Raw genomic sequence first — 22,803 nt, forward strand, 5'->3', positions numbered from 1 at the left:
TCAGCACCACCCATCGTGCCGGTCAGGGACCCGTTCCTTCATCCCCGATCCGTGACTACAACGTCATGACCCGCAACAGCTAGGGACGCGGCGATGAACGCGATGCCGAATCCGAGCACCAGCAGAGCCGGCCCCAGCGTTCCCAGCGTGTACCGGAGCTGGGCGAAGGCCGAGAGCTCGTAGAGGAAAGCACCGTAAGTCGTGAAGAACAGCAGTGTCATGAGCAGCCCGCGGCGCACCGTCGTCAGCCGCAGCACCGACGGCGGCACCACCGGCACCGTGCCTCGCTGTTCGGCGCGACGTTGCAGCACCCAGAAGGCTGCGAGCAGTGCCACGCCGACCAGCAGCGAGATGAAGGTCCAGGATGGCCAGCCGAGCGAGCGCCCGAGGGTCAGCGGCACCACGATCAGCAGCAGGCTCGCGCCGAGCACGGAGGCGCCGATCGCATCGAGGGAGAGCGGGGCGGTCGAGCGTGTGCGCGGCACGGTGCGAAGCCCGGCGACCGCGGTCAGGGCGATGAGCCCGGTGAGGATCTGCACGGCCCGCCACCCCAGGTGCTCCGGCAGCGCGTGGGCTACAGCCCCGGCCACGATCTGCCCCACCACCGTGCTCGCCCCGCTGACCGCGACGAACAGCATGAGGCCTCGAGTGCGGGCCGTGCCCGAGGAGGTGGATTGGATGGTCGCCAGCACCTGCGGGGTGAGCAGCCCGGCCGCGATGCCGAGCAGGACGCGCAGCGCCACGGCGGATGTCAGTCCCGGGGCGAACGCGGTGGCGATGCTGATCACGGCGACGCCGAGACCGCCGAGCAGGAGCAGACGGCGTCGGCCCCAGCGATCGCCGAGCCGGCCGGCGATGACCAGGGTCGCGGCGAAGGCCGTGGTGTAGGCGGCGAGCACGAGCTGCTGCCCGGCGGCGTCGGCCCGGAGATCCCGGCCGATCGCATCGGCCAGCACGTTCACCGAGCCGAAGGTGAAGTTCACCGGGGCATAGGCGACCAGCAGCACACCCAGACCCCAGGCGGTGAGCGACGGCGCCGGCGGGGGAGCGGCTGAGCTCGTCGGAGCAGGAGGGTCTGCTCGGCCCGGTGGCACTGGAGCGGGAGGAGCGGTGAGGGTTTCGCAGGACATGGATGCACGGTCCCTGCGTGCGGATCCTGGAACCAGGAGCCTGCTCATACTGGTACCAGCACCACCTGGCAGGAACGGGCGCGACGTCGCACACTGGAGGGATGGAGAGCTCCGCCGAACGACGCAAGCAGCTGGGCGCCTTCCTCCGGGCGCGCCGCGAGAAGGTCACACCCGAGCAGGTGGGCCTGCCGCCGCTGGGTCGTCGCCGCACGCCGGGGCTGCGACGCGAGGAGGTCGCGCAGCTCTCAGGCATCGGCACCACCTGGTACACCTGGCTCGAGCAGGGCAGGGCCACGGGGGTCTCCGATCAGGTCCTCGAAGCCGTCGCCCGGGTGCTGCGGATGACCGAGGCGGAGCGGAACCACCTCTTCGTGCTCGCCGATCGCGCGCCCTCCAAGGCCGCCCCGCTGATGGCTCTGCGACCCGAGCACACCGCCCTGCTCGAGCAGCTGCTCCCCTTCCCGGCCGCGGTGCAGACGGATGCCTACGAGATCGTCGCCTCGAACCGGGCCTATCGATACCTCTTCAGCGACCTCGATGCGCTGCCGGTCCAGGACCGCAACTGCGCCTGGCTCCTGTTCACCGATCCTGTCTGGCGCGGCAGCCTGCCGGACGAGACCCTCGTGCTCCCCGACATCGTCGCCCGGCTCCGCGCCCGCCGGGCCGAGCATCGGGGCGAGCCGAGTTGGGACGAGCTCGTCGACCGACTGCTGACGCACTCCGCGGACTTCCGTGCGCTCTGGGACAGGTACGAGGTGGCCGACGACCAGCCGCGGGTACGCGAGTACGACTCCCCGCATGCCGGACACCTGACCGTGCACTTCCAGAGCCTCTGGATCGACCTCGATCGAGGGACGCGCCTGATCTCGATGGTCCCGGCCGACGACGTGACCCGGGAACGGCTCGAGCGCTTCTCGGCTCTGCTCGAGGCCGCGCCGGCCTGGACCGCGTGGGAAGAGGTCCAGGCACCGCAGGCGAGCTGACCCGGTGGCGTCTGCGTGCCCGGACGTGTGGCGCGGACGGAGGTCAGGGCGCGGTGTCGTCATCCAGCTCCGCCAGGGAGGCTGCGGACTCCTGCCGCAGCAGCGTCAGATCCGCCCCGAACTCCGCCATCCGGCAGCCGCGTCCGTTGGGCTTGACCGTGATGCCCTCGGCCTCCCAGTAGGGGAGCGCGCGGGCCAGCAGCGGGTGGTCGCCGGAGGCGTTGGTGACACGCCACCACGGCACGCCCGACCCCCAGGTGCGCAGGATCCGACCCACCAGGCGCGGTCCGACGCCGACGACCGACCCGACCTCGCCATAGGCCGCGACGTGGCCGGCAGGGATCGCCTCGACCACGCGCAGCACCCGCTCGACGGTGACGTCGTCCATGCGGGTGCGAGGGAGGTCCGGTGCCATGTGCCACAGTCTGGCACTGCTCCGCACGGCAGCGCGGGCGACGTCGACGTCACAGAACGAGATGAGGGTTCACCTTATGACGCTCATTAGCTAACGTGTGCCCAATGATCCTCACCGGCCTCCTCATCGGCGCCGTGCTCGGCTACGTGCTGCAGCGGTCCCGCTTCTGCGTCACCGGCGCCTTCCGCGACATCTACCTCTCCCGCTCCACCCGCTACTTCACCCCGTTCATGCTGGCGATCGCCATCCAGGCCGTGGGCGTCGCCGCGCTCACCAGCGCAGGGGTGCTCGCCCCGGAAGCCGCGCCCTTCGCCCCGCTCGCCGTGATCGGTGGTGGGCTGATCTTCGGCGTGGGCATCGTCCTCGCCGGGGGCTGCGCGACCGGCACCTACTACCGGGCGGGCGAGGGCCTGATCGGCTCGTGGGTCGCCCTGGTCTTCTACGCCCTGTTCGCCGCCGTCATGAAGTTCGGGCCACTCGGCGGATTCACCGAGGCCGCCCGTGCCCGGACCGTCGGCGAGGCCACCATCCAGGAGACCCTCGGCGTCAGCGTCTGGGTGCCCACGGTCATCTTCTCCGGCCTCGTCACCGCGCTGGTGGTGTGGCAGGTGCGCCGCAACTCGGCCCGCACCGGCGGCCGCTCCTCGGTCGCCCTCCCGGCCCGCCGCACGGGCCTGGGCCACTACCTCGCCGACATTCCCTGGAGCCCCTGGGTGGGCGGCGTGCTGCTGGGCCTGATCGCCATCATCGCCTGGGTGGCCTCCACCGCGGCCGGCCGCAACGGCGGCCTCGGCATCACCACCCCGTCGGCGAAGATCGTCACCTTCCTGACCACGGGCGACGTGACCCTCGTGGACTGGTCCGTGATGCTCGTGCTCGGCATCCTGCTGGGCTCGTTCATCGCCGCGAAGCTCTCCGGAGAGTTCCGCTGGCGGGTGCCGGACGCCGGCACCATCCTGCGCAGCGCCGGTGGTGGCGTCGCCATGGGTGTGGGCGCCGCGCTCGCCGGCGGCTGCACCATCGGCAACTCCCTCGTGGAGACCAGCCTGTTCAGCTACCAGGGCTGGGTCTCGTTCGTCGCGATCATGCTCGGCACCTGGGGCGCCGCCTGGGTGGTGCTGGTGCGGCCGCAGAAGGCCGCCGCCGCCTCGCGCCCCGCCCCGGTGCTCACCCCGGCCGCCTGACAGCCGGCCCGCTGACACCGGGCCCGGGCCCGATGGTCGCTGACCGCAGGCCCGTCGACACCCGACCCGCTGGCTTCTGCCGGCCCGCCGCCTCTGGCATGACCTCGAACCAGAACACAGATCCCACTCCTCAGGAGGAAACCATGGCCGCCTACACCCTCGAGACCAACGGGGCCGTCTGCCCCTTCCCGCTGATCGATGCGAAGACCGCGATGGAGCAGCTGACCACCGGTGACGACCTGATCATCGGCTTCGACTGCACCCAGGCCACCGACTCGCTCCCGCAGTGGGCCACGGAGGCGGGCCATGAGGTCGTCGCCTTCGACCGCGTCGGCGATGCCGGCTGGACGATCACGGTGCGCAAGGGCGCCTGACCGGAGCGGCGCCTGACCGAAACAGCGCCTGACTCCAGCAGCATCCGACACGGACGGCGGCCCGGGAACCTGATCAGATTCCCGGGCCGCCGTCCGTGGTGCCGGCTGAGATCAGCGGCGCGGCTCGGTGCCGTCCTCCGGAGCGCGGAACTCCGGAGCCTTCGGCGGGAGCTCACCGTTCTCGTCGGTCAGGGGCTGCTCGGGAGCAGCCTGCTGCTCGCCCGGAACCTGCTGACCCTGCGGGGCCTCCGGCCGCTGGCGGTACGCCTGGTCCTGCTGGCCGTACTGCTCGGCGTACCGCTGGTCGCGCTGCGGGTCGCGGTTCTCGCCGAACTGCTGATCCTGCTGCCCGAACTGCTGATCCTGGCCCAGCTGGCCACGCGAGGGATGGGCCTCACGGGACTGCCCGAACTGCGCCTCCTGGTCGTAGCCGCCCTGCTGGAACTCCAGCGGCTCCGCACCGTACTGACCCTCCCCGTACGGGGACTGGTAGGAGGGCTGCTGCGATGCCTGGTGTGCGCCCTGCTCGGAGGGAGCACCCTGGGGGCTCCCGCCCAGCGGCCGTCCGTGGCCGCTGTCGACCTGATCAGCCGTGGCCTCCGAGCCTGCTGCCCGGCGGCCGTGCGGGACGTCGGATTCACCCTGCGGCGCGACCGCGCCCTGAGGGGCGGTGTCGTGACCGGTGGACTCGCGCCCGGCGGGATCCTGACCGAACTGGTCACGGCCCGCAGGCTGCTGTGCGACCGGCTCCTGGCCGACGGGACCGCGGGTGCGCTCTGCGTCGTACCCCTGGGTATCCGCCGCCCGACGGTCCGGCTGCTCGCCGAATTCCGCGGCCCGCGCGTCGTCGTCGCCCGCAGCGCCGCCTGCTGCGGCGCCACCGGCGACAGCTCCGCCGGCGGCTCCTGCTGCGGCCCCGGTGCCGGCACCGGAGTGCGAGGACTCCTGGGCCGGACGGCCCGCCTCGCGCTCCGAGATCGGCTGACCGGGCTCACGGGATTCGCGGGAATCGCTCCGGGAGTCGAGATCCGCCTCGGAGCGGTTCTGGCCACGGGCGACTCGTTCCTCGATCGTGCTGTCGTCGAGGGGATCGCCCGAGGGCTCGGACGGATCACGGCGGGCACCGTCGGCGGCGCCCGGAGCACGGTGGCCACCGGAGACGCCAGCGGTGTCCTGACGTCGGTCGGTGACCTCCGCGTCGCGGGCCGGACGGTCGCCCCGGAGCGAGTCGTCGCCGCGCTCTGCGCGGTCCTCGACCCCGGCGTGGTCGCCGCGTCGACGGTCACGGTCATCGTCGCCGTCGTGCGCGGCCATGGCGGCTCCGCCGACGCCTGCGCCGGCGACACCGGCACCTGCAGCAGCGGCTCCGGTGTGGCCGTGCTCCTCGCGGGGAGCACCAGCGGCGCCCTCGCGAGCTGCACGATCGTCCGCGACCGGAGCGCCGTCGCGGGCGCCCTGGTCGTCTCGGAGTGCCTGGTCACCGGCGACGGGTGCACCGTCGCGGGGGGCCCGGTCATCGACGGCCGGGCGGCGTGCCTGGTCGTCACGCACAGGTGCGTTCTCGTCCCGCTCGGGTGCCTTCTGAGCACCAGCGGTGTCATCTCGCCGACGGCCGCGGTCCTCCTGGTCACGGTCACGGTCACGGTCACGGTCCTGGTCGCCGTCGTGGGCGGCCATGGCGGCTCCGCCGACGCCTGCGCCGGCGACACCGGCACCTGCTGCTGCGGCTCCGGTTCCGGCGTGGCCGTGCTCCTCGCGGGGAGCACCAGCGGTGCCCTCGCGAGCTGCACGATCGTGCTCGATCGGAGCGCCGTTGCGGGCGCCCTGGTCGTCTCCGAGTGCCTGGTCGCCGGCGACGGGCGCACCCTCACGGGCAGTGCGTCGGTCATCGGCGATCGGGGCGCCATCACGGGCGGCCCGGTCGTCGCCGGCTGCGCGTGCTGAACGGTCATCGCCGACCGGGCGAGCGGTATGGTCGTCCCGGTGTGCCGGATCGCCGGCAACGGGGGCGCCGTCACGTGCGGTCCGGTCATCGCCGACCGGGCGAGCGGTCGGCGATGACCGGACCGGGGCGTTCTCGTGACCGGCGGCGTCATCATGCCTGCGGTCACGGTCACGGTCACGGTCACGGTCACGGTCCTTGTCGCGGTCGCCGTCATGGGAGGCGACGGCGGCGGCTCCGAGGCCTGCACCGGCGACGCCGGCACCCGCTGCTGCGGCTCCGGTGTGGCCGTGCTCCTCGCGAGCAGCGTCGGCGGTGCCCTCGCGGGGAGCATCTGCCGCGCCCTCGCGAGCTGTTCGGTCGTCGGTGGCCGGAGCACCAGCGTGCGTGCCGTCCTCACGACGTGCATCGGCGACGTCGTCGCGCGAACCGTGCTTGTCGTGCTTGTCCTTCTTGTCCTTCTTGTCCTTTACGGCAGCGGATCCTGCGCCCGCACCGGCTGCGGTGCCGGCAGCGCCTGCGCCCGCGCCGTCCGTCGGCGTATCCGGGTCCAGGCGGTCGGCCTCGGCGCGGCGCTGCTCGAGCGAGCTGCGGTCCTCGTCGACGGCGGAGCGCTGCTTGTCGGCGTCGGCGCGGCGACGCTCGGCGGCGATCTGCTCCTGCTCCGCCTCCTTCGCCTTCTTCTGAGCGTCGAGATCGGCGCGCTCGGCCTCGACCTCGGTCTCCTTGGCGGCGAGCTCACGCTCCTTGACCTTCTGCTCGTCACGGGCTGTCTGCTCCCGGAGCTCGGCGGCACGGCGGCGGTTCTCTTCCTCCTGGCGGGCCCGGCGTCGCTTGGACATCACGACGCCCACCACGATCAGAATGACCAGGAGGAGGAGCACCAGCACGATGATTCCGATGAGTACGGGCAATGAGACGGGGAGGTTGTTCATCGTCAGCTCCTTGCGGTCGGCTCCTTCGCACGATCGAGCGAAGGGAATCCTGCTCTCGAGCCTGATTCCACCAGAAACCGCGGCCGGATGCATAGCGTTCGGCCTGAACCCGTTCATCGGGCCGAACGATTCGCCGTCGTCATCGCCGGTAAGGTAGGGCTGTGACCAGCTCAGCGATTCGATACGCAGCCGATGTCGACCAGGACGCCGGGGACGGCGACACGCCGTCGGCGCCGGGTGCCGCACTGGTCGAGGAATCCCGACGGGTGCTCGTCCACCTGATGCAGGGCCCGTTCCTCGACGGACGTCGTGATCCCGCGCGCTACGCCCAGCTGCTGCGCGACCGTGCGGCGATCGAGGTGCGCCTCGCGGACCTCTTCCTCGAGCTCGTGGTCGACGACGACGCACAGGTCGCCTTCGTGCGCCAGAGCGAGTCCGACCCCGACGCCCCCAAGCTGCTGCGACGGCTCACCGGACTGAACCGCCTGGACTCGGTGTTGTTGCTGGTCCTGCGTCAGATGCTGCTCACGCAGTCCTCCCGCGGTCAGCGCACCGTGGTCTCCGAGGCGGAGGTCCAGCAGGCCCTGGCCGCCTACCGGCGCACCACCTCCACCGATGAGGCGGGCTTCGCCAAGGAGGTCCGCGCGTCGATCGCCAAGATCCAGCGCGCCGGGCTCCTCGACGAGCAGGGTGACGACTACGAGGTCTCCCCGGTGCTGCGCCTGATGATCGGCCCCGATACCGCGCGGGAGTTCATCGCGCTGTATCGCCAGGCCGGCGTGGGCGGCCTCGAGGATCCGACGGACGGCGATCAGGACGACGACGGCGAGGACGCGGGCTCCGACGCCGGGGGCCCCACCACCGCTGACGAGGCCTGAGCGACCCGCCGCCCCTTCGAGCCGACCAGGCGGTCCGGATCCGCGGCCAGGCCCTCACCGCGAAAGCCGATCCCCACCGGGGACCTGCACGGATCCCCGGCACGGCCGTGGTCGACGTGCCCCCGCATGAGCGATGCCCGGACCCTCTGGGGTCCGGGCATCAGCGTGTCACCGCCGTGCGGTGACTCGTCAGCAGGTCAGTTCTCCTCGCCGCCGTCGGTGTCCTCATCGCCTTCGTCCTGCGAGGCGGTGTCGGTCGCCGCCAGGTCGCCCGGGGTGCCGGACGGGTCGGCGCCGCCGCCCTCCTCACGCTCGGAGGGGGCGTTCTGGGCGGCGAGGGACTTGCGCTCCTCGAGCACGACGTGGCGTGCGGCGCCGACGAAGGCCTCGGCATAGTTCTCGGGCGGGAACGGGCCGAGGTAGTACTTACGGGTCGCCTTGCGCTGCTCCGCCTTGGAGTCGTGGAGCAGCAGCTCGTCGAGCGCGCTCTGCAGGGTGGTGAGCTCGCGGTCGATGACGTACGCGGAACGGGCGAGCGGGAAGGCCGTCTCGAACTCCTCCACGGTGGAGGTCATCGTGACCAGCCCGTACGGCTTCCCCGAATACAGGAAGTCCGGGACCACCGAGGAGACGTCGGAGATCATCGCGTCGGCCGCGTTGAAGCATCCGAAGGCGTCCAGGTGCTTCTCGGCGGGAGCACCGAAGAGATGCTCCCGGCCGCTGGCCTCGGCGTCTTCACGCAGCAGCCGCTTGATCTCCCGGATGTTCGCGCTGGCCGTCGGGTTGCGGTAGCTGAAGGGGTGGGGGCGGAACACGACCGTCTGCTCCCGGGCGATCAGCTCGCGGATGAGCGCGGGGCCGACGGGCAGCGAGCCATAGTTCGTATCGGCATAGTGCCCCTCCCAGGTCGGGGCGTAGAGCACGGTGCGAACTGGGAGGTTCTCGGGGCCCTGCTGCTCGACGGTCTCGACCTGCGGGCGCCCCACGATCGTGAACTTCTCCTCGGGGATGTGCACGCCGTTGTTCTCGTAGCGGTCGATCGCCGCCTGGCCGGCCACGAAGACCCGGTCGTAGAGCGCGGTGACGGGGTTGAAGCTCGAGGCCTTGTCGCTGTCACCGTGCAGCAGCTGCACGTGCGTCAGGTGCGGATACCGCACCAGGTGCACGTTCGGGGCGGAGTTGTTCACGTAGAAGGCGGCTGTCATCGTCGGGGTGATCACGTCGTCCAGCTGCCAGATGTTCGTGCGGACCACGACGGGGGCGTCGGTGAGCCGGGAGATCTCGCGGAACGCGGAGGTGCGGCGGAGGACCACGATGAACTTCTCGCCGATGCGCTCGAGATAGTCGATCCACATGCTCACCTGGTACGAGGAGCCGGAGGGGACGCCGTAGTAGAGGACGAACTTCGGGTCGTACGCCTCGACGGCCCCGTACAGATCGTTGTCGGAGTTGACCGACTCCCGGATACGACGGAAGGAATCGAGCGCCGAGTACCCGGCCACTCCCAGCGCGATGAGCGGCAGCAGGATCAGCGCTCCGGCGGGGACGTGGAGGAGGAGCAGGATGCTCGCGAGAGCGGTCAGCGTCAGATCGAGCAGCAGCACCACGTTGACGGGGATCCGCGGTCCGCGGGTGTCGGTGATCCCCGGGAGGTTCGCGACGCGGAGCTTCCGGCCCGGGGCGACGCGGGTGACGACCGGCTCTGCAAGGGGTACCAGCGCGAACAAGCTCAGCGCCACCCAGCCGACCGGACCTGCGGTCCCCATGCTCCAGGCGATCCCGAGCGGGAGCAGGCCCAGCGCGAGGCGGATCCCGTGCTCGCCCGAGAGGGCAGTGCGCGTCACGCGCTTGCGCAGGCGGCGGTACCCGCGACGGATCAGGATGAAGAACGGGTACACGGCCGGGATCGCCGCGATCGCCGGGTGCACGCCGATGGCCAGCAGCACGAGCGGGGCCAGCGCGAAGACCGTCTGCGTGAGGCGGCGGCGCAGTCCGGCCATCCGCTGCCACGGAATGGACATCCGGCGGCCGGGCGCGGCCTCGCTGCCTGGGCTGTCGTTCTGGGTCATCGCCGAGGGGCTCCTTGGTGGACATCTGATCGGGGGCTGTCGTCCCGTCGGACCGAGGCGTGCGCAGGAAGCACCCGGGTGAAGAGGCTGCTGCTGACGTCGCGGTCCGGAGGTCGACAAGGGATCACTGTACTTTGGCGACCGGCCACCTGTGCTTCACCTCCCGGCTACGAAGGCATCCCATCCGTGGGTTCTGCCCGACAACCCAGGTAGGGCCTCGTGTGTCGGAGAGTGCGTCTGCGCCGGCCGACCGAGCCTTCCTGTCCACGGAGGTCACTCCTATAGTGGACGCCTGCTGTCACAGGCCGGGCCACGACGCCCACAGGATCTGAGGTGATCGCGCTCAGATCCAGGTCCCAGTCCCACCCCTGCGAGCTGATTGGAGAACTCCATGACGACTCCCACTGATGCCCCGACCCCGCTCGTGTCGGTGGTCATCCCCGTCTTCAATTCCGTGTCCTATCTGGCCGAGACGCTCGACTCGATGCTCGTGCAGGGTCTCTCGGAGACGGAGCTGGAAATCGTCGTCGTCGATGACGGATCCGACGACGGCTCCGAGAAGATGGTGGATGACTATGCCCAGCGATACCCGAACTTCCGAGTCATCCATCAGGCGCCATCGGGTGGTCCGGCGTCCCCGTGCAACGTCGGAGCCTATGCGGCACGCGGGAAGTACTTCTTCATCCTGGGTTCCGATGACGTGCTGACCCCGAACGCCATGCGCGACCTGGCCGGGATCGCGGAGCGCGAAGGATCCGACATCGTCCTGGGACGGCTCGGGGGCATCGGCGGGCGCCGCACTCCGGGTGCGGTCTTCGCCAAGACGGTGTATGACGCGGACCTGGTGGAGAACCGTGTGTTCAATACGCTCAGCGCCGTCAAGCTCTTCCGGACCGAGCTGCTGCACAGGACAGGGGCGCTGCACCCGACGAGCCTGCGCATCGGATCGGATCAGCCGTTCGTCGCGACTCTCTTCCTCGCTGCGGGGAAGGTCAGCATCTGCGCGGATCGTGACTACGTGCTGATCCGTACTCGGGAGGACGGCACCAACATCACCTCCACGCGGAGGACTCCGCAGGACTACATGGACCTTCTGGTGCTGCTCATCCCCGTCATCGTCGCGGGGACGGAGCCGGGAGCGTTCCGGGACGGTCTGCTGCGGCGCCCCTTCCGGAACACGCTGACCAAGAGCATGAGGACCGGGTTCCTGGCGCTGGACGAGGCGACCCAGCAACGCGTCGTGGACCAGCTCCGCGAGACGATCACCCCGCTGTACAACGAGGCGACGGCCGCACATCTCGACGCGCTGACCCGCACCAAGGTGGAGCTCGCGCTCGATGGTGACGTGGAGGCCCTGCGTGAGGTCATGGGCTGGGAGGCCGGGGTCGGTCACCGTCAGCTCGTCCATACAGGGGAGTCGTTCGTCCTTGACCTGCCCGCAGGCCTGAGGAAGAGGCTCGGCGAGCATCGGATGCATGCAGTCGATGCCAAGGCGGACGTCACTCTGAGGAGGGTGTCCGCAGATGGTTCCACTTTGAGAGTCGAGGCGCGGGCAATCGCCCTGGGCGCCACGGAGCCACCGGACGACGTTCGCCTGCGCCTTGTGAACAGGTGGAGCGAGGAGTCGATCGAGGTCGAAGCAACGGATGCTCGACGGGTCGACACCTCATCCGGGACCGGCCGTGACTTGGGCGCGGAGGTGGATCTGGGACCGCTCGCCCACGGAGTCTGGGACGCCCATCTCGTCCAGAAGTTCGGAAGTGCCGAGGTCGTCACGAGGCTCGGTTCCAAGCGCCGGAAGGGGTTCATCGCCGAGCCCGTTCACGTCTTCGCGAACGGAGAGGGTGGGGAGGCGTTGGGGAAGGCCTATTACACACGGGGTCGCGGGTATCTTTCCCTCGACGTCGGCTACACGCAGACCGGCAATGCCCTTCCCGAGGTGGAGGTGCGAGGTGTCGTGGCCAGTGCCGACGGGCCCCGCCTGGCCGTTGTCTCGGTGGCCAGTGACGACTCGCCGGAATTCTTCGTCTCCCGCGTGTCCGAGTTGGGGAAGGATCGGCGCCGCATCGCATCGAGCGCGGTGGACAGTCAGCTCTTCTTGCTCGAGATCCCCTCCGACCTCCCTCTCGAGGACAATTCTGCAGGGCTCGTCGTCCGGGCCGATGGGGAGGAGAGGACTCTTGGGTGGAGCGATCGCGTTATGACGGCGCGTGGGCCGCGGCCGGCCGATTCCTCCGAGCGCTGGAGAGACGATGAGACGAGCGTCGATGTCTTACGCCACTCGATGTACGGGATCCTCGTTGTAGGCCGTAGAGCATTCCAGAAGATCAGGAAGGCGGTGGCGCGTCGTCACCAGGCGTAGCCGAACGCTCGAGACCACCGCTAGCAGTTGGCGTCGAGTCGAGGTGCCGGCAAAGTCGCATCGGAGGTGCACTTGAGGAGTTCTGGGGTCGCCCGCGATGTCGATCGGACGGTGGTCCGCGATGACCGAAAGCACGTCTCAGCGTGGGGAGGACCCGGTCCTCCCCGTGACAGAGCAGTAGTCAGGCCGTCACCTTGGTACGATCCGGCAGGTTGGGTGAGCACCCAGCATGGCGTGCAACGCGAACCGCGTTGCTCGCTTCCATCGTGGCTCGACTGACAGTCGCTGCCGGTTTGACGTGTTAGGTGAGCACCTATGGATTCCCCTGATGTCTCGGTCATCATTCCCGTCTATAACGCCGTCGATTACGTCGGGCAGGCGGTCGCATCGGTTCAGTCGCAGTCCATCTCTCCTGAACGTGTAGAGATTGTGATCATCGACGACGGCTCGACAGATGGCAGCGGTGATATCGTCCGTGAGCTCGCGCGGGAAGACGCCAGGATCCATGTGCTCTTCCAGGAGAATTCTGGGACTCCCGGCGGGGCGCGCAATCCTGGCATCCGTGCTGCGCGGGGGAACTATGTGTTCTTCCTGGACGCCGATGACAAGCTCACCGAGCGGGCGCTGGAACGAATGGTGGATACTGCGATTGCCGAAGGGTCTGAAGTGGTGCTCGGGAAGATTGCGAGCATCGACGGCCGACGAGTCCCCACGAGCATGTTCCGGTCGACCGTCCTCGACGCGGATGTCGTCCGGGACAAGGTGTTCAACACTCTGGGGCCGACGAAGCTGGTGAGCAAAGACCTGATCGACAGGTTGGAACTTCGTTTCCCGACCGACCAGAAGGTGGGCGAGGATCAGCCGTTCATGGCCGCCGTATATCTGAATGCCTCCAAGATCTCGGTTCTGGCCGATATGGACTACTACCTGACCCAGCACCGTCCGGATCGCGGGAACATCACTTTCACGAAGCAGGATTCGTTTGCGCATGCCGAGGTGGCGATCAGACTTTCTCGAGTCATCGAGAAATATACGGATCCGGGCGAGGTGCGCGACGCATTGATCCGTCGCCCCTTCGACTGGTCCTTGCCGCGGGCGATGGATCGGCGTTGGAACACCATGAGCCGTGAACGGCAGGGGGAACTGGCCGCCTACATCCGGGACAGCATCGGGTATCTGTACACCGAAGGTGTTCGAGCCCTGGTGCGTCCGGAGACTCGAGTACGGACCGATCTGGTGCTGTCTGCGGATCTGACCGCGCTGAGCGAGTACATCAAGTTCCTCTCCACCCCGGACGCTCGCAAGATCGAGTGGCGAGACGGCGATTTCCGGGCAGTGCTGCCGGGGGACCTTCGCGAAGCTGTTCCGGTGGAGGATCGTCGAGAGCCTGCACCGAAGATGACGTGCAGGCTGGAGGCGGTCTCGGTCGCGGGAGGCAGGACGTCGGTCTCCGTGTCGGTCGGAATCCCCGGCTTCGTGGACGTGCCCGATCGGCTCGCCGTGCGAGCGCGTCACAGAACGTCCGGCGAAGTCCGAGATGCCCACGTCGTCGACGAGGAGTTCGCGCCGCGAACGGAGAACTTTTTCACCTCGGGAGAGTTCGATCAGCTCGGGCGCGGGGTGTGGGACGTGTTCGTCCTGGTGGGCATCGGGTCCTACGAGAAGGAGATTCGTTTCGGATCCGCTCGGAATGCGAAGATCCCGCCGGAGGGTGTCTCGAACGCGTCCGAGGAGCCCTCGCCCAGGAACAGCGTCCTTGCGTACTTCACCCAGGGTGCGGGGAATCTGTCGATCGATGTCGGCTCGGTCCTGCACAAGGATGTCGCCAGGGCCGACGTCGTGGGGCTCACGATCGATGAGAACGCTCGTCCTGTGGCCATCGTCCATCTGACCAGAGCACCGAAGCCGAAGGATGAGTTCTTCGCGCATCTGGACAACACCCCCTCGTACGGGGGCCGCATGCTCCTTCCGACCGTTCGCCTGGGAGTCCGGACGATCGGGCTGCGCCTTCCCCTGACCGCACAGATGCAGGGAGCCTCGCTGACCGTCTCGGCAGTCCTGGGCGGCGAGCCGACGCGATTGGCGCTCCAGGGTGCCGACTTCTGGCCGGCGAGGGCGGCGGGATTCGGCCTCACCGACATCGGAGGAACCCTGACCGTCACGGACGTTCCCGTGCGATCCACGGCTCGATCGGATCTCAAGCAGGCACTGTCACCGGCTGTCTCCCGCTTCCAGGAGACCGCGAAGACATCGCGCCGCGGGGCTCGATCCCTGGTGAAGTCGGTTCCCGTGGTCGGGGGCCTCGCGACGCGGGTCGCCAAGAAGCTGCGGAGTGGTCGCTGATGGCGGCGACGGTGAAGGTTTTCTGGTGGCGTTGGAAGCCGCCGCAACGATTGAACTTCGGTGATGAGATCACCGCGCCGCTGGTCGAACGGATCACGGGCCGGACCGTCAAGTGGGCCGCGCCGGACCGCTGCGATCTGATCGGAGCCGGATCCGTGATGCAGATGCTCATCAAGCGCAGAGGGGACAACGACCCCCTGGCGTGGGGGAGCGGGTTCATCGACGATCCGCATCTCCGCGGAGACTTGCCGACGGTCCGTGCGAGTGCGGTGCGAGGTGAACGAACTCTTTCGAACATCGAGAGCAGCGTCGGGTCGGGTGTGAGTCTCGGAGACCCGGGACTCCTGGCACCGTTGTTCCTCCACGGCGCGGTGAAGAAGCGATACGCGCTGGGCGTCATCCCGCATTACAAGGATGCGGAGTCGGAGTTCGTGACGAGTGCCCGAGGGATCGGATCGTCCGTGCGGGTGATCGACGTGGGCTGGACGCCAGAGGAAGTGGCACGGGAGATCGCCTCGTGTGATGCCGTGATCTCGTCGAGTCTGCACGGACTGATCTTCTCGGACGCGCTGGGCGTCCCCAACGCGCATGTGCGCCTCGGCGGGAAGGTCAAGGGCGGGCTCTACAAGTTCGGTGACTACTACTCGGCCTTCTCCGGCGCGGACCGCTACCGCGAATACGTCCCGTCAGCGGATGGGCTCGGGTCGCTCCAAGCTGTCGTGGACAGCATCGGGGGTAATTACGTGGCCCCCAGGGGGTTGTCGGATCTGCAGGAAGGCCTCGTCCGCTCTCTGGGCGAGCTCTGAGAGTGATCGATCCGTGACGTGCGCCAGGCCCCTCTGTCGCAGGATCGACCATGTCCGTCCTGGCGGTCATGCCCGCGATGGCCGTTGCAGTCGTCGTACGCGGAGTCCGACGGTCCGGGAATGCCAGCTCGAGGACCTGTCACAGGTCTCACGATGACGTGGGGATGAGCACGGCAGGGCGTTCTGGTGAACACGGCGTCGCTATCATGGCCGGTAGTCCGAGGCTCCTGCGGCGCGGATGGACAGTACCCGGCGAGATGGGAGCAGCACTTTGACTGCTGGCGAGGCGAAGGGCGTCACCGCACCGAGGGTGCCGGCGCCGCTGGAGCGCGCCTACGACCAGGCCGAGGTCGACACCGCGGCCCGGGAGAACGGTCTCGAGCAGATCGGCGTGCGCCCGCATCTGATCCCGTACATCAAGGATCTCTGGGCCCGCCGCTCCTTCATCAAGGTGATGGCCGTGTCCAAGGCGCAGGCCGAGAACCAGAACACCTACCTGGGCCAGCTCTGGACCCTCTTCTCCCCGATGATGAACGCCGCGGTGTACGTGGTCATCTTCGGTTTCATCCTGCAGCTGGGTCGTGCCGGCATCGAGAACACCATCGCGTTCATCGTGTGCGGCGTGTTCATGTTCCGCTTCTTCGAGCGGTCCGTCATGGCCGGCGCCCACTCGATCAACAAGAACCTCAACCTGGTGCGGTCGGTGAAGTTCCCCCGCGCCGTGCTGCCGATCGCCGGGGTGCTCACGGAGCTGACGATCCTGCTCCCGGCCGTCGTGGTCATGGCTGTCATCTCGTACGTCTCCGGTTTCCTGCCCTTCGCCGGCAAGGTCACCATCGACTGGTACTGGCTTCTCACGATCCCCGCGATCACCCTGATGTGGATCTTCTCCACCGGTTGCGCGTTCCTGGTCGCACGGTGGGTGGCGCTCGCCCCGGACCTCGACAACATCATCCCGCACATCATGCGCGTGCTCATGTATGCCTCCGGCGTCATCTTCTCGATCGACCGGTACCTGGGCCAGTTCAGCTGGGGCTGGATCGCGCAGTACCAGCCGGTGGCGGTGTACCTCTATCTGGTGCGCTCCTGCCTGCTCAACGAACCCGCGTACCAGCCGTCGCTCACGATGTGGCTGTTCGGCATCGGATGGGCAATCATCTTCGCGATCGTCGGCTTCGTGGTGTTCTGGCGCGGAGAGGAGCGGTACGGACGTGACTGATATCGAGGACGAAGTCGATTTCGAGATCGACCCCGAGGACCTCGACAGCGCCCCTGTCGTCGCAGTCCCTTCGGAACAGCTGTCGTTGCTCGTCAACGATCTGCACGTGACCTATCGCGTGTTCGGTGCGAAGAAGGTGGGCCACGGGCCGCAGCGTAAGCAGGGCTTCTTCCAGAAGCTGCTCCGGCGCGGAGCGAGCCAGCCCGCGGTCCGTGAGGTGAAGGCCGTCCGCGGCATCACCTTCTCCGCCAAGCACGGCGAGGCCATCGGCATCATCGGTGTGAACGGTTCGGGCAAGTCGACGCTGCTGCGCGCCATTGCGGGCCTCATACCGCCTGCCTCCGGCACGGTGCACGTGGCCAGCTCCCCGGCGCTGCTGGGCGTGAACGCCGTGCTCATGAAGGACCTCACGGGCGAGCGCAACATCATGATCGGTGCGCTCGCGCTGGGCCTGACCACCAAGGAGGTCAACGAGCGCTACCAGGAGATCGTGGACTTCGCGGATCTCGGCGACTTCGTGAACCTGCCGATGAAGGCCTACTCCTCCGGTATGGGGGCGCGACTGCGCTTCGCGATCTCCGCCTCTGCCGTCCCGGACATCCTCATGATCGACGAGGCCCTGGCCACCGGCGACGCTGCGTTCCGCGCCAAGAGCAAGGCCAAGATGGATGCGGTCCGCGAGCAGGCCGGCACCGTGTTCCTGGTGAGTCACTCCTTGGGGACCATCCAGAGCATGTGCAGCCGCGTGCTCTGGGTACACGAGGGCAAGCTCGTGATGGACGGAGATCCGAAGGAGGTCTGCGGGCGCTACAAGAGGTTCGTGGCGGAGTCCAAGAAGAACGCCAAGGCGAAACCGAAGGCCAAGGGCTGATCGTCCTCGGCGGGGGCCTTGGAGGTCCCGTCCACACTGAGAGCGTTTATGATGACCGATAGAACAGGACCCGCCCCTAGGCGTCAGCGCGTGGAGATCGTGGACTATCTGCGTCTCCTCGCCGCAGTCTCGGTGGTGGCTTTCCACTACCTGTACAACGGGATCCATAACGGCAAGGTCGACTCGATCGACCACGAGCCGATTGCAGCCGTTGCGCAGTACGGCTATCTCGGCGTGAACTTCTTCTTCATGATCAGCGGGTACGTCATCTTCGCCTCGGCGCGGGGGAAGACGGCGAAGCAGTTCGCCGTGGGGCGCGCATTGCGCCTCTATCCCGCCTTCTGGGTCGCGCTGATCATCACCACCGTCTTCACACTGTTCCTCGGCGGGGACATGATGACCGTGAACCTCCCGCAGTTCCTCGCGAACCTCACGATCGTCCCCAAGCTGCTCGACCAGCCCCTCGTCGACGGCGTGTACTGGACGCTGCTGTACGAGGTGCAGTTCTACTTCCTGGTGTTCCTGCTCATCCTGTTCCGCCAGGGGAAGCGGCTCGAGATCCTCATGCCGGCCTGGGCGATCCTCATGTTCTACCTGACCATGGCCGCCCCCGATATGACCAGCAGCGCCCCGTACCTCGGCGGCTACTTCATCTGGTTCGCCGGCGGCGCGATCATCGCGTCGATCGTCGACTCGGGATGGTCTGCATACAAGGTCGTGGGGCTCCTTGCCGCCTACCTCCCGATCAGTCACTTCGAGCTGACGCTCCTCAGCGGTCTCAAGACGCTGATCTTCGTGATCCTGCTCGTGACGCTCAGCCCGGCCGTGCGCCGACTGCGACTTCCCGGGTCCCAGACGGCCGGCGCCCTGACCTACCCGCTGTACCTCCTGCATGCGCACATCGGCTATATGCTCCTGGATCGGTTCGCGACCGAAGAGAACAAGTGGTTCGTGTACCCGCTGATCCTGACGTTCGTGGTCGCCCTCGCCTACGGCCTGCATCAGGTCGTCGAGAAGAATCCGACCTCTCGACGCTTCTGGGCCTGGTTGTTCGCCAATACCCTCGGACGCTTCGTCGGCCTCCTGCAGCGCATCGTCGACCTGGTGCTGCCTGCCGAGGCGATGGCACCGCCCCATGCTTCTGAGAGGCCGGGGCGTGACGGAGGGGGTTCGGCGCCGCCCGTGCCCGCTCCGTCCTCCGAGGCCCTCACCACTGCGCGGTCAGAGGCGCCCTCCGCTGCGTCCGCGAGGGTGCCCGCAGCTCCCGAGGGGAGCTGACCCGCACAACGGTCGACGCAACCAGCCAGGCGGCCCGCTGGCCAGTCGTCGCTGCCGGTCCGCGCAGGCCGGCTCCTGCCGCGGGAGACACGAAGTGGGCGCGCCCCCGATCCAGAATCGGGGGCGCGCCCACTGTGGTGGAACGGCCCGTCGAGCGGGCCCCTGCGTCAGGTCAGAGCCGCACGACGATGTTCTCCGAGTCGATGTAGCGACCGACGCCGGAGGACAGGGTGCTGATGACCTGGGCGACATGCTCGGGCTGCATGATCGTCGAGGGGTCCTCGTCGGGGGCGAGGGTCTTGCGCAGATCCGTCGCCGTCCGGCCGGGGGACAGGCAGACCACACGGGTGCCGTAGATCGACAGCTCCTCGCGCATCACCTGGCTCATGTTGATCACCGCGGCCTTGGAGGCCGAGTAGGTGAGCCAGCCGGAGCGGCCGTTGATGCCCGCGGTCGACGCGATGTTGACGATGAGATCGAAGCGGTTGCCCCGGTTCAGCAGCGTCTTGACGATGGTGAACGGGCCGTAGAGGTTCACGCTCATCGTCTTCTCGAAGTCCGCCATCTTGACCTGCTGGAGCGGGACCGGGTTGGTGTAGCCGGCGTTGTTGACGAGGATGTCGATGTTCCCGACCTCGTCGTACGCCTGCTTGACCGCCTTCTTGAGGGCCGAGCGGTCGCCGACGTCGACCTTGTACGGCACGAGCTTGCGGCCGATCGGGAGCTCCTTCTCGAGCTCCTTCACGTTGTTGTCGAAGTCCTCCGAGTCACGGGCGAACATGACCACGGTGGTGATGTCGTCGTGGTTCAGGATGAACCGGCGGGTGGTCTCGAGGCCGATGCCTCGCGACGCCCCGGTCACGAGTGCAGTCTTACTCATCGTCGTCCTCCTCAGGTCGCAGGAGGAACCCTGCCATCTTCAGATCCGTGCTGGTGGTGACCTTGAAGTTCTCGTCCGAGCCATCAATGAAGTAGACGGGGAACCCGCTGTCGGCCACGAGCGTGGCGTCCTCGGTGAACTCGATGCCCTGCTCGACCGCACGGGTGTGCGCGGCCTCGAGGTCGGACTTCGAGAACTTCTGCGGCAGCTGGACGTTGCGCAGTCGGTCGCGGTCCAGGGACCCGGTGACCTCGGAGGTCTCCGGGTCGACCGGAGCCACCGTGAAGGAGATCGGCGACATGAGCGAGACGTTCGCGTGCTCGGAGTCGATGAGATTGCGGAAGTCGCGCTCACGCACCAGCGGGCGAGCGGACTCGTGGATGATCACGTCGTCGTTGGTGCAATGCGGGAGCATCGCGGCGACCGAGGAATGCCGGGAATCGCCGGCTTCCACCAGGGTGACCGGGGTCGAGATCGCGTAGGCCTCGAGGACCTCCTCGATCTGCTCCCGCCACTGCGGCGGGTAGTTGACCACGATCTGGGAGATCTGCTCGACACGGTCGGCCGTGACGAGTGCGTAGACCAGGATCGGGATGCCGCGGAGCTTGAGCAGCTGCTTGGGCTGACTAGCACCCGTGCGACTGCCTATTCCGCCGTTGAGGAGGATGAGTGAGTACATAGAGTCGTTCCTTCGTGCGGGTCGGCGGCGCTGCCGGATGACCGACGGTCATCTGCAGGAACCGCATCCGTCGAGTTCACTGGGCCGCAACCGGCGCGACCCTCGATGTTCACTGTACGAGGTCGATGGGCTTTTGTTCTGCGGCTCGCGGAGAGCCGACGGAATCCGTGGTTCCTCTCACGGTCGCCGCAGGGCCTGCGGGAGGCCCCGCCGCCGTGGAGCAGCCGCCCTGCAGTCGCCCTACGACCGCCCTACGACTGCACTGCGACCGCCCTGTGGCGGCTCTGTTCCCCGTCCTGAGGCTCCGTCCGCATGATCCCGCTCACGTCCCCGCGAGCGTCCGGGCCTGCGGCGTGCATCGATGACGGAGGCGGCGATCCCGTCGGTGGACGGCAATTGCGTCACCCACGCCTTGCGGAATAAGGTCAGGCTTGCCTCATCGCACACCGGTGCGCGGGGGCGTCCCGGTGCGGGGAGGGTCTCCGACCCCGACGGACCGTGGACGCCACGGAGAAGCTTGCGACGGGAAGGTGGTCGGCTGATGGCACTGGTCCAAGCTCGAGGGCTGCACCTGGCCTACGACCGTCGGGAGATCGTCCACGACCTCGATCTGACTTTGCCCGAAGGGCAGATCACGATCATCGTCGGGGCCAACGGCTGCGGGAAGTCCACCGTGCTGCGCGGCCTGTCCCGGCTGATGGCGCCGCGCGGAGGCGACGTCGTGCTCGATGGCAAGGACATCCACGCCCTCGCCGGCAAGGAGCTCGCCCGGCGGCTCGGTCTGCTCCCGCAGTCCCCGCTCGCCCCCGACGGCGTCACGGTGCGCGAGCTCATCGCCCGCGGCCGCTTCCCCCATCAGGGCCTCTTCTCGCAGTGGAGCGGGGACGACGAGCAGGCCGTGCAGGATGCCCTGGCGGCGACCCGCACCACGGATCTGCAGGACCGACCCGTCGCGGAGCTCTCCGGCGGGCAGCGGCAGCGCGTCTGGATCGCCATGGCGCTCGCCCAGCAGACCGAGGTGCTGCTCCTCGACGAGCCCACCACCTTCCTGGACCTCACCCATCAGCTCGACGTCCTGGACGTGGTGCGCGACCTCAACCGCGAGCGGGGCACCACCGTCGGCATCGTCCTGCACGATCTCAACCTCGCGGCCCGCTACGCCGATCACCTGATCGCCGTCAAGGACGGCCGTATCCATGTCGAGGGCCCACCGGCCGACGTCATCACCGAGCAGATGGTGCACGACGTCTTCGCCCTCGACTGCCATATCGCCCCGGACCCCCATTCGGGCACGCCCATGGTGCTGCCTCGCGGGCGAGGGCGCACCCACCACGACGCCTCCGAGGAGGACGCCATGACCACGATCACCACTGACCCGTCAGCGCCTGTCACCGACCTGGCTCCCGCTCTCGAGCACAGCCCCCTGCTCGCCTTCGAGCTCACCGTCGCCGCCCGTCAGCAGCTGGGGAAGAACCTCGTGCGCTTCACCTTCACGGGTGCGGATCTGGTCCATTTCGGGGCCAACTGCCATCCCCTGGACATGCGCATCAAGCTGATCGTCCCCGGGCCCGAGACGAGCCGGGACCACTTCGTCTCCGTGCGGCCGGGCGGCCTGATCGATCCGGCGACCCAGCACGAGTGGTACCGCACGTGGTTGCAGATCGATCCTCTCGACCGCGGCTGGATGCGCACCTACACCGTGCGCGATGCCCGGGCGGCCGGCCACCCCGGCAACCACGGGGAGCACCCCGAGATCGACGTCGACTTCGTGCTCCACCTCGAGCCGGAGGTGACGCAGGGCAGCGGCGTCGCGGCCCGATGGGCCCAGCAGGCGCAGGTGGGGGACACCATCTCCATGCTCGGCCCGAACAAGCATCTCGTGGGCCCCGACTACGCCGGCATCGAGTTCCGACCGGGCACCGCGCGCACCGTGCTCCTCGTGGGGGACGAGACCGCGCTCCCGGCGATCGGCTCGATCCTCGAATCGCTGCCGGCCTCCATCACAGGGCATGCCCTCGTGGAGATCCCGGACGCCGCCGACGAGCAGCGGATCCTCACCCGCTCCGGGGTTCAGATGCGCTGGCTGCCCCGGGGGGATCGGCCCCATGGCGAGCTGCTCGCCGCCGAGGTGCAGCGTCTCATGGGGGAGAACGCCCAGGCCTTCCGGGGCACGGGCACGCCCGCCGACGCCACGACGTATGCCTCGACAGGGGCCGCGAGTCCCGAGGCCCTCGAGGACGTCGACGTCGACTCCTCGATCCTGTGGGAGACCACGACCGGACACGGCGCGTTCTATGCCTGGCTCGCGGGCGAAGCGGGCGTCATCAAGTCGCTGCGCCGGCACCTGGTGAGCGATCTCGGCCTGGACCGCAAGCAGGTGTCCTTCATGGGCTACTGGCGTGCAGGGCGTCCGGAGCACTGAGCCTGCCCGTCCGCCCGCCCGTAGGGCCGTAGG

Annotated in this window: 17 protein-coding genes; 11 read left to right on the forward strand and 6 right to left on the reverse strand. The window is 68.3% G+C overall.

Going from position 1 to position 22,803, the window contains the following annotated elements; genetic code table 11:
* Nucleotides 1-38: 38 nt before the first annotated feature.
* Nucleotides 39-1,130 (reverse strand): MFS transporter, encoded by a 1,092-nt coding sequence (locus ABD093_RS01065; RefSeq protein ID WP_343921978.1) that lies wholly within the window; start codon nt 1,128-1,130, stop codon nt 39-41.
* A 101-nt stretch (nt 1,131-1,231) separates the two neighbouring features.
* On the opposite strand from ABD093_RS01065, the gene ABD093_RS01070 reads away from it, so the two are divergent.
* The gene (locus ABD093_RS01070) at nt 1,232-2,113 is read left to right on the forward strand and encodes a helix-turn-helix transcriptional regulator (protein WP_343921979.1); all 882 of its coding nucleotides are present in this window, start codon (nt 1,232-1,234) and stop codon (nt 2,111-2,113) included.
* 43 nt (nt 2,114-2,156) lie between these two features.
* Here ABD093_RS01070 and ABD093_RS01075 read toward each other — a convergent pair whose 3' ends face one another.
* Nucleotides 2,157-2,528 (reverse strand): MGMT family protein, encoded by a 372-nt coding sequence (locus ABD093_RS01075; protein ID WP_343921980.1) that lies wholly within the window; start codon nt 2,526-2,528, stop codon nt 2,157-2,159.
* Between the two features lie 104 nt (nt 2,529-2,632).
* Here ABD093_RS01075 and ABD093_RS01080 point away from each other — a divergent pair, with 104 nt between their 5' ends.
* A complete protein-coding gene (locus tag ABD093_RS01080) occupies nt 2,633-3,712 on the forward strand; it encodes a YeeE/YedE family protein (RefSeq protein WP_343921981.1) in 1,080 nt (359 codons plus the stop codon).
* A gap of 143 nt (nt 3,713-3,855) precedes the next feature.
* Nucleotides 3,856-4,086 (forward strand): sulfurtransferase TusA family protein, encoded by a 231-nt coding sequence (locus ABD093_RS01085; RefSeq protein WP_343921982.1) that lies wholly within the window; start codon nt 3,856-3,858, stop codon nt 4,084-4,086.
* 111 nt (nt 4,087-4,197) lie between these two features.
* Here ABD093_RS01085 and ABD093_RS01090 read toward each other — a convergent pair whose 3' ends face one another.
* On the reverse strand, nt 4,198-6,963 hold the full coding sequence (locus ABD093_RS01090; protein ID WP_343921983.1) for a hypothetical protein: 2,766 nt from the start codon (nt 6,961-6,963) through the stop codon (nt 4,198-4,200).
* 161 nt (nt 6,964-7,124) lie between these two features.
* Here ABD093_RS01090 and ABD093_RS01095 point away from each other — a divergent pair, with 161 nt between their 5' ends.
* The gene (locus ABD093_RS01095) at nt 7,125-7,841 is read left to right on the forward strand and encodes a DUF4194 domain-containing protein (protein WP_343921984.1); all 717 of its coding nucleotides are present in this window, start codon (nt 7,125-7,127) and stop codon (nt 7,839-7,841) included.
* A gap of 197 nt (nt 7,842-8,038) precedes the next feature.
* Here the strand turns inward: ABD093_RS01095 and ABD093_RS01100 are convergent, their stop codons facing one another.
* Nucleotides 8,039-9,910 carry a CDP-glycerol glycerophosphotransferase family protein gene (locus ABD093_RS01100; protein ID WP_343921985.1) on the reverse strand — a complete coding sequence of 624 codons (1,872 nt, stop codon included), beginning with the start codon at nt 9,908-9,910 and terminating at the stop codon, nt 8,039-8,041.
* 391 nt (nt 9,911-10,301) lie between these two features.
* Between ABD093_RS01100 and ABD093_RS01105 the strand changes: the two genes are divergently transcribed.
* From ABD093_RS01105 to ABD093_RS01130, 6 genes are all read left to right on the forward strand, one after another.
* Complete coding sequence (locus ABD093_RS01105) at nt 10,302-12,272, forward strand: glycosyltransferase family 2 protein (RefSeq protein WP_343921986.1); 1,971 nt, start codon at nt 10,302-10,304, stop codon at nt 12,270-12,272.
* 315 nt (nt 12,273-12,587) lie between these two features.
* Nucleotides 12,588-14,615, forward strand: coding sequence for a glycosyltransferase family 2 protein (locus ABD093_RS01110; RefSeq protein WP_343921987.1), 2,028 nt, complete (start codon nt 12,588-12,590; stop codon nt 14,613-14,615).
* A complete protein-coding gene (locus tag ABD093_RS01115) occupies nt 14,615-15,421 on the forward strand; it encodes a polysaccharide pyruvyl transferase family protein (RefSeq protein WP_343921988.1) in 807 nt (268 codons plus the stop codon). Before ABD093_RS01110 ends, ABD093_RS01115 begins: the two co-directional genes overlap by 1 nt.
* Before the next feature lie 271 nt (nt 15,422-15,692).
* Complete coding sequence (locus ABD093_RS01120) at nt 15,693-16,640, forward strand: ABC transporter permease (RefSeq protein ID WP_343921989.1); 948 nt, start codon at nt 15,693-15,695, stop codon at nt 16,638-16,640.
* The gene (locus ABD093_RS01125; protein WP_343921990.1) at nt 16,633-17,511 is read left to right on the forward strand and encodes an ABC transporter ATP-binding protein; all 879 of its coding nucleotides are present in this window, start codon (nt 16,633-16,635) and stop codon (nt 17,509-17,511) included. The genes ABD093_RS01120 and ABD093_RS01125 overlap by 8 nt, the downstream gene beginning before the upstream one ends.
* Nucleotides 17,512-17,601: 90 nt before the next feature.
* On the forward strand, nt 17,602-18,789 hold the full coding sequence (locus ABD093_RS01130) for an acyltransferase family protein (RefSeq protein ID WP_343921991.1): 1,188 nt from the start codon (nt 17,602-17,604) through the stop codon (nt 18,787-18,789).
* Between the two features lie 172 nt (nt 18,790-18,961).
* Here the strand turns inward: ABD093_RS01130 and ABD093_RS01135 are convergent, their stop codons facing one another.
* Nucleotides 18,962-19,669, reverse strand: a complete 708-nt coding sequence (locus ABD093_RS01135; RefSeq protein ID WP_343921992.1) for an SDR family NAD(P)-dependent oxidoreductase — start codon at nt 19,667-19,669, stop codon at nt 18,962-18,964.
* Entirely contained in the window at nt 19,662-20,348 is a 687-nt protein-coding gene (locus tag ABD093_RS01140) for an IspD/TarI family cytidylyltransferase (RefSeq protein ID WP_343921993.1), read from the reverse strand. Before ABD093_RS01140 ends, ABD093_RS01135 begins: the two co-directional genes overlap by 8 nt.
* 541 nt (nt 20,349-20,889) lie before the next feature.
* On the opposite strand from ABD093_RS01140, the gene ABD093_RS01145 reads away from it, so the two are divergent.
* A complete protein-coding gene (locus ABD093_RS01145; protein WP_343921994.1) occupies nt 20,890-22,770 on the forward strand; it encodes an SIP domain-containing protein in 1,881 nt (626 codons plus the stop codon).
* Nucleotides 22,771-22,803: the final 33 nt, after the last annotated feature.

It is taken from the genome of Brachybacterium tyrofermentans, from assembly GCF_039526165.1.
In the GTDB taxonomy this organism is placed as follows: domain Bacteria; phylum Actinomycetota; class Actinomycetes; order Actinomycetales; family Dermabacteraceae; genus Brachybacterium; species Brachybacterium tyrofermentans.

Coding starts and splice junctions, on each gene's coding strand:
- ABD093_RS01065 (WP_343921978.1), bottom strand. CDS start 1,130: ATGTCCTGCGAAACCCTCACCGCTCCTCCCGCTCCAGTGCCACCGGGC.
- ABD093_RS01070 (WP_343921979.1), top strand. CDS start 1,232: ATGGAGAGCTCCGCCGAACGACGCAAGCAGCTGGGCGCCTTCCTCCGG.
- ABD093_RS01075 (WP_343921980.1), bottom strand. CDS start 2,528: ATGGCACCGGACCTCCCTCGCACCCGCATGGACGACGTCACCGTCGAG.
- ABD093_RS01080 (WP_343921981.1), top strand. CDS start 2,633: ATGATCCTCACCGGCCTCCTCATCGGCGCCGTGCTCGGCTACGTGCTG.
- ABD093_RS01085 (WP_343921982.1), top strand. CDS start 3,856: ATGGCCGCCTACACCCTCGAGACCAACGGGGCCGTCTGCCCCTTCCCG.
- ABD093_RS01090 (WP_343921983.1), bottom strand. CDS start 6,963: ATGAACAACCTCCCCGTCTCATTGCCCGTACTCATCGGAATCATCGTG.
- ABD093_RS01100 (WP_343921985.1), bottom strand. CDS start 9,910: ATGACCCAGAACGACAGCCCAGGCAGCGAGGCCGCGCCCGGCCGCCGG.
- ABD093_RS01105 (WP_343921986.1), top strand. CDS start 10,302: ATGACGACTCCCACTGATGCCCCGACCCCGCTCGTGTCGGTGGTCATC.
- ABD093_RS01110 (WP_343921987.1), top strand. CDS start 12,588: ATGGATTCCCCTGATGTCTCGGTCATCATTCCCGTCTATAACGCCGTC.
- ABD093_RS01115 (WP_343921988.1), top strand. CDS start 14,615: ATGGCGGCGACGGTGAAGGTTTTCTGGTGGCGTTGGAAGCCGCCGCAA.
- ABD093_RS01135 (WP_343921992.1), bottom strand. CDS start 19,669: ATGAGTAAGACTGCACTCGTGACCGGGGCGTCGCGAGGCATCGGCCTC.
- ABD093_RS01140 (WP_343921993.1), bottom strand. CDS start 20,348: ATGTACTCACTCATCCTCCTCAACGGCGGAATAGGCAGTCGCACGGGT.
- ABD093_RS01145 (WP_343921994.1), top strand. CDS start 20,890: ATGGCACTGGTCCAAGCTCGAGGGCTGCACCTGGCCTACGACCGTCGG.